The sequence below is a fragment of the Saccharopolyspora aridisoli genome (genome assembly GCF_004348445.1).
Taxonomy (GTDB): domain Bacteria; phylum Actinomycetota; class Actinomycetes; order Mycobacteriales; family Pseudonocardiaceae; genus Saccharopolyspora; species Saccharopolyspora aridisoli.
The window spans coordinates 1-627 of record NZ_SMKV01000081.1 but is presented as its reverse complement, the minus strand read 5'-3'; the positions used below and the strand labels follow the sequence as shown (position 1 = coordinate 627).

At 66.3% G+C, this 627-nt stretch carries 1 protein-coding gene; it reads right to left on the bottom strand.

Annotated features, from left to right (window positions below; genetic code table 11):
• Positions 1 to 627, bottom strand: a 627-nt coding sequence (locus E1161_RS26920; protein ID WP_328591318.1) for a glycoside hydrolase family 38 C-terminal domain-containing protein, incomplete at both ends; no start/stop codon positions are given.

Here is a 627-nt window from a genome sequence, read left to right as displayed (position 1 = left end):
GGTGGGGAGGTTGATGCGGTAGCCCTGGCGGGCGGATTCGGTGATGTCGGCGCCGACGCACAGGGCGTATCGGAGGGTGTGGTGGCCGTGGTCGGTGTCGGGGTCGGGGAATCGGGGTGCGCGCAGCAGGGAGAGGCGGACGGTTGTGGTGGTGGCGCCGTCGTCTCGGGTGTGTCGGGTGACGTCGTGTCCGTAGGTGGAGTCGTTGACGAGGGTGTGTCCGTAGCCGGGTTCGGCGACGTGGATGTAGCGGTGGGCGCAGATCTCGAAGCGGGCGGCGTCCCAGGAGGTGTTGGTGTGGGTGGGGCGCATGACGTGGCCGAATTGGGTTTCGGATGCTGAGCGGTCGGCGTGGACGTCGAGGGGGAAGGTGGCTTTGAGGAGTTTTTCGGATTCGTGCCAGTCGATGTCGGTGGTGATGTCGATGCGCTTCTCCCCTGCCGGGATGGCGAGGGTTTGGGTGATGGTGGAGGTCCCGTGGCTGCGGTGGATGACGACGGTGTGGTCGTGGACGTCGAGGGTGTCGAGTTCGGTGAGGTCGTGGGTGTTGTGGCGGTAGAAGCCGTCGATGTCCCAGGCGTCCCAGTGGTTGGGGTGGTCGGGGTGGATTTGCAGGAGGTTGGCGGG